This window comes from Corynebacterium sp. (assembly GCF_030532195.1).
Lineage (GTDB): Bacteria > Actinomycetota > Actinomycetes > Mycobacteriales > Mycobacteriaceae > Corynebacterium.
Map to the genome: position 1 here is coordinate 1 of NZ_JAUNLP010000009.1, position 6,283 is coordinate 6,283.

3 protein-coding genes are annotated in these 6,283 nt (G+C 54.4%); all 3 read left to right on the forward strand.

Features of this window, described 5'->3' with window-relative positions; all coding sequences use genetic code 11:
* Window positions 1–306 precede the first annotated feature (306 nt).
* Entirely contained in the window at window positions 307–1,572 is a 1,266-nt protein-coding gene (locus Q4E11_RS09400; RefSeq protein ID WP_303165375.1) for an aspartate kinase, read from the forward strand.
* 9 nt (window positions 1,573–1,581) lie between these two features.
* Complete coding sequence (locus Q4E11_RS09405; protein WP_303165376.1) at window positions 1,582–2,622, forward strand: aspartate-semialdehyde dehydrogenase; 1,041 nt, start codon at window positions 1,582–1,584, stop codon at window positions 2,620–2,622.
* A 1,430-nt stretch (window positions 2,623–4,052) separates the two neighbouring features.
* Window positions 4,053–6,283 (forward strand): VaFE repeat-containing surface-anchored protein (locus Q4E11_RS09410; protein ID WP_303165377.1); only part of this gene is annotated, 2,231 nt, incomplete at its 3' end.

Consider the following 6,283-nt stretch of genomic DNA (forward strand, 5'->3'; position numbering starts at 1 on the left):
CCGGGAGGTAATCTCTGGTGTTATCCATGATGCAATGACCGCCTGACCCTACCGGCCTCAAATCGTGCCAAAACTGCCATAAACTAGGTCAGTTTCACATTTGCAGCCCCCGGGAGCCCCCGGGAGCCCTTCCAAACCCAGCCGAAGCCCAGCCAAACCACCCATACACGTCCCACACAACCCCCACGCAACCCCCACAAGCCCTGTTTTGGTAGCCCGTTATGTATTTACGAATGCGACTCAAGTAAATTGAATCAATAATAGTTACGTGCATAGAGTTGCCTAGTTTTTTGGAGGTTGCCGACCATGGCACTGGTTGTGCAGAAATACGGTGGTTCATCCCTGGAGAGCGCCGAACGCATTCGCCGCGTGGCTGAGCGAATTGTGGAAACCAAAAAGCAGGGCAATGACGTCGTGGTTGTGTGCTCGGCAATGGGCGACACCACCGATGAGTTCCTGGAGCTGGCTCACCAGGTCAATCCGGTCCCGCCGGGACGTGAGATGGACATGCTTCTCACCGCTGGCGAGCGTATTTCAAATGCGCTGGTAGCCATGGCTATCGCCAGCCTGGGTGCTTCGGCTCGTTCCTTCACTGGTTCGCAGGCCGGCGTTATTACTACTGAACGTCACGGCAATGCCCGCATTTTGGAGGTCACTCCGGGCCGTGTTCGCGAAGCGCTCGATGAGGGCCACATTTGCCTGGTAGCGGGCTTCCAGGGTGTCAACCGCGAGACCAAGGATGTCACGACGCTGGGTCGCGGCGGCTCGGACACCACGGCAGTTGCTCTCGCAGCAGCGCTCGACGCGGACGTTTGCGAGATTTACTCCGACGTGGACGGCGTCTACACCGCGGATCCGCGCATTGTGCCGGATGCGCAGCGCCTGGACACCATTTCCTTCGAGGAGATGCTGGAAATGGCCGCGGTCGGCGCGAAGATTTTGCAGCTGCGAAGTGTCGAATACGCCCGCGCGTTTAATGTCCCGTTGCGTGTGCGTTCGTCGTATAGCAATGACCTTGGCACTCTTGTTGATGGATCGATGGAGGATATTCCTGTGGAAGAAGCAGTTCTGACTGGTGTGGCGCATGACCGCTCCGAGGCGAAGGTGACCGTGCTGGGCATTCCGGATGATCCGGGCCAGGCGGCGAAGATGTTCCGCGCTGTTGCGGATGCGGAGATCAATATTGACATGGTGCTGCAGAACGTCTCCACCATTGACGACAATCGCACGGACATTACGTTCACGTGCCCGCGCGAGGACGCTCCGAAGGCGATGGCGCTGCTGAAGAAGCTGCAGGCTGAGAATGGCTGGAAGGACGTGCTTTACGACGATCACGTGGGCAAGGTCTCCTTGGTTGGTGCTGGCATGAAGTCCCACCCAGGCGTGACCGCTACGTTCTGTGAGGCGCTCGCTGAGGAGGGTGTGAACATCGACCTGATTTCCACCTCTGAGATCCGTATTTCTGTGCTGGTCAATGACCAGGATGTCGATAAGTCGGTCAAGGCTCTGCACGATGCTTTCAACCTCGGTGGCGATACTGAGGCTGTTGTCTACGCTGGTACTGGACGCTAAGGAGTTTTCATGACCACGATTGCTGTTGTTGGTGCCACCGGTCAGGTGGGCCGTGTGATGCGCACGCTGTTGGCGGAGCGTAATTTCCCGGCTGATAAGGTTCGTTTCTTCGCCTCTGCTCGCAGTGCGGGTAAGGAGCTGGATTTCCGCGGCGAGAAGATCGTTGTCGAGGACGTTGCTGAGACTTCTGATGAGGATCTGAAGGGCATTGATGTCGCGGTGTTCTCGGCTGGCGGCACGCTGTCGAAGGAGCAGGCTCCGCGCTTCGCGGCGGCTGGCGCGATTGTCGTGGATAATTCCTCGGCATGGCGTAAGGATCCGGAGGTCCCGCTGGTGGTCTCCGAGGTCAATCCGGGTGCGTTGGATGAGATTCCGAAGGGCATTGTCGCTAATCCGAACTGCACCACGATGGCGGCGATGCCGGTGCTCAAGCCGCTTCACGACGAAGCCGGGTTGCAGCGTCTCCGCGTTGCGTCCTACCAGGCTGTGTCGGGCTCGGGCTTGGCTGGCGTGAAGGCGCTGGCTGGCCAGGTTCGTGCTAATGAGGACGTGATGGAGCAGCTGACCACTGATGGCTCGGCTCTGTCTGTTGATGACTTTGGTCCGTACGTCGCGCCGATTGCGTTCAACGCACTGCCGATGGCCGGCAACTTGGTTGATGACGGCACGCTGGAGACCGATGAGGAGCAGAAGCTCCGCAATGAGTCCCGCAAGATTCTGTCCATCCCGGAGCTGGCTGTTGCTGGTACCTGCGTGCGTGTTCCGGTCTTTACTGGCCACACGCTGGTGATTCACGCTGAGTTTGATAAGGCGCTGTCCGTGGAGAAGGCTACTGAGCTCCTGGAGTCCGCTCCGGGTGTCAAGGTTGTGGATGTGCCGACTCCGCTGGCGGCAGCTGGCATTGATGAGTCCCTGGTGGGTCGTATCCGTGTTGATCAGTCGGTGCCGGAGGGCCGCGGCCTGGTGCTCGTGGTTTCTGGCGACAATCTGCGTAAGGGTGCTGCTCTGAACACCATCCAGATTGCGGAGCTTCTGGTGGCTAAGAAGTAACTCTTATCCCCGGCTGTATAGGCTTTTAGAACGCCCTGGCAAGTCTCTTGCCAGGGCGTTTTGCTGTTTATGAATGGGGTTAACGGGGGTAGCCTAATGGCTATGTAATCGGTATTTACAAGGTGACTTTTGGGTATAAGCGCAGGCTGTGGCTGGCTTGAGAAATGCCTATTTTGCTTTGTTTGGTGAAGTGTATTTCGTGGTGTCTTGAGTCGTTTTTTCGCTGGCAGTACGTTGGTTAATGAACACGGCAGGGGCGCTGATGGGTGAGCGGCGTCCCGGTGTCCGAACTCTATAATGTCGCCTAGGTTCGCTATATAGCCTTATGGAGAGCGTGGCCTGCTCTAAGGGCGCGAACTATTGGCTAGGCGGCATAAGGCTCTTGAAGCTTGGCGGGGCTCCATGTGGCCGAGTATCGCTAGCAGAAGCTGTTGGATGTCAGTATGGGTGAGTGCTTGTGTTGATGACGTCGGCTGTCGGCATGGCGATGGTGTGGTGGGTGATACTGCACTTAGATAATTGGTTTTCAGTGCATTAATTAAATAATTTGGTGTAGAAGCGCCTTTCATTTCCTAATTGGGAATGAAAGGCGCTTTTTTGCGTCTTCGCTCCAGTTATTGCAGTGTGTAAAAGGTGAATAATATTAGCCTCGGAAGTTGAGCGAGTTAATTGGATTGCCATTTATCGACAATTTATTTCAGTAAATAGCGCAATTCGCAGCCGGAGCTATTGGGGAGGCTTTAGGTGCGGTGGCGTAAAGCGATCAATAAATAACCAAAAATGTGCACTTGGGAGGAGCGTGTGGTCATCCAATTCATAGGCCTAGGAGAGTTATTTAGTTAGATTTACCCTAATTGGTGTTAATGTGGCTAATTGTTTCTTGAGGTGTTGATGTGGCAAAGATTTCGCTGTGAAGCTGGTGGAAAATCAACCAAATAGCCCAGGTTATAGACCTAACGAAGGTGTGATGTCACCGATATGGGCCAAAAGTGGTATCTGTTAAAGCTATTTTATGGCCAGTTGGCTACCCCAAAATGCTACATAAAATAAACGTTATTAGACGATGTTGTTTCTGTGTCAACCTTGACACATAAATGTGGATTGAAACTTAAAAATGCCTATGCTACACCTACATATAACCAGCTTTATCTATCTGCAGATTTGCAGAGGTGAATAGTAGTCTCCGCTTGGTCAAAGCGTGGGCGTGCGAGCGTGGTTGTTGATTCAAAATCGAAGCTTGAAAGGTAGCGTACGGTGAGTATCGCGATTAAAAATGAATGGGGGGAGAGCTTGTGATCGGTAAGCTATCAATCGATAAGCGCTGGGCTGTAGCTTTTAGCTTTATAGCGACGCTTGCTCTTCTATTCTCCGTAATCCCGGGCGTTGCTCGGGCAGAGGGGCCGAAAACGACGGGCACGATTGCAAAGTTCATGTCTGCGTCGAACTATGGCCAGAAGAAGGCCGTGTGGCCTGATGGCCGTGTTATGGACGTGTTTCCTCAGGTCTTTGTACTGGATGACATGACTGCATCCGCGGCCAATGGTTTTAAGAACAAGGTTGCTTACTGTATTGAGCCTGATGTGCTCGCCAATGACGGGGATGTGGGTAATATCCAGTCCTTCAGTGAGTTCTCGGCGAGCGATGCAAGCTCGAATAGCCTGCGAGGCAATACTGCCGCATATCAGAAGCTGAATTGGATCGCGCACAACGCGTATCCAGCTAAGAGCATGGATGAAATTAAGTCTCTTACCGGGATTTCTGGTGGTAATTATGACCAGAATCTGAAGGACATTTTGGCCGGTACTAACTTTGCCATTTGGCACTTCTCGCACGGCCTTGACTTCTCTCAGTCGAAGTTGCCTGCGGCTGCACAAGCCGTATACGACTACTACATAGGCCCGGCAAATGTCGGTAAGTCGGGTGTTGATGCAACGAATCAAACCGGCATGATTTTTAACAATGGTCGTAGCCAAGACGGCATCATTGTGGATAATGAGAACCCGCATACGGGTGAGACTCCGACCACGGAGCCGTCTACTCCAGAGGAAACTACTCCGGAGCAGACTACTTCCGAGGAAACCACCACGGAGGAGACGACCACCGAGCAGACGACGGAACAGACCACTGAGCCGTCTGAGTCGACCACGGAGGAGACCACTTCCAAGACCACAGAGCCTTCTACGGAACCGTCGACTGAGCCGACCACGAAGCCGTCTGAGCCGACTACCGAGCCGACTCCGCTGAACCCGTCGATTAGCACGATGGCTCGTCTGGATGGCACTCAGGTCAAGGCTGGTGCTGTTGTCAACGACACCGTGACCTACAAGGATCTGGTGCCGGGCAAGACCTACACTCTGGACGCTCAGCTGATTAACAAGGCCAATGAGCAGGTCATTGGTGAAGGTTCTGCTACGTTCACGCCGGAAAAGGCTGATGGCGAGACCAGCGTCAAGATTGTCGTAAATGACGATGTTGATGGCATTGTGAAGGCTGCCGTTGCTTTCGAAACTTTGACTTCTGCTGAGGTCAACGCCGATGGTTCGGCAAACGAGACTGGCGAAAACACCGTTATCGCCGAGCACAAGGACATCAACGACAAGGCTCAGACCGTCAACAGCACGCCGCTGCAGCCGGAAATTGCTACCCAGGCAACCCTGAACGGTAACGAGATTGCTGCTGGTTCCACCGTCACTGACACTGTGACCTTCAAGGACCTGGTGCCGGGTAAGACCTACACCCTGAACGCCGAGCTGATTAACAAGGCGGACAAGCAGGTCATCGGCCAGGGCACTGTTGAGTTCATCCCGGAGACCTCCAGTGGCAAGCAGAATGTCGAAATTGCGATTAACGACGACGTCACTGAGCCGGTTGCTTCTGCTGTTGCCTTTGAGACTTTGACTTCGGCCCAGGTCAATAAGGATGGTTCGGCAAACGAGACTGGTGAAAACACTGTCATCGCTGAGCACAAGGACATCAACGACAAGGCACAGACTGTAACTGGCGAGACTCCGGAGACCCCGACTACTACGCCGGGTAAGCCGGGCGAGTCGACGGAACCGTCGACTCAGCCGTCCACTCCGGAGGAAACGACCGAACCGTCGACTCAGCCGTCTGAGCCGACCACGGAGCCGACTCCGCTGAATCCGGAGATCAAGACCGTGGCTCGTCTGGATGGCACTCAGGTCAAGGCTGGTGCTGTTGTCAACGACACCGTGACCTACAAGGACCTGGTGCCGGGTAAGAGCTACACCCTGAATGCTCAGCTGATTAACAAGGCCAATGAGCAGGTCATCGGTGAAGGTACTGCTACCTTCACGCCGAAGGAAGCCAACGGCGAGACCAGCGTCAAGATCGTTGTGAACGACGATGTCACTGTTCCGGTTGCATCTGCTGTTGCTTATGAGACCTTGACTTCCGCTGAGGTCAACGCTGATGGTTCGGCAAACGGGACTGGTGAAAACACTGTCATTGCTGAGCACAAGGATCTGAACGATAAGGATCAGACTGTCATCGGCAAGACCTTGCAGCCGTCGATTGCTACTCAGGCAACTCTGAATGGCGACGAGGTCATTGCGGGCTCGACTGTTTCTGACACTGTGACGTATAAGGATCTGGTGGTGGGTGCTACCTACACCCTGGATGCTCAGCTTGTTGATAAGGC

Coding starts and splice junctions, on each gene's coding strand:
- Q4E11_RS09400 (WP_303165375.1), top strand. CDS start 307: ATGGCACTGGTTGTGCAGAAATACGGTGGTTCATCCCTGGAGAGCGCC.
- Q4E11_RS09405 (WP_303165376.1), top strand. CDS start 1,582: ATGACCACGATTGCTGTTGTTGGTGCCACCGGTCAGGTGGGCCGTGTG.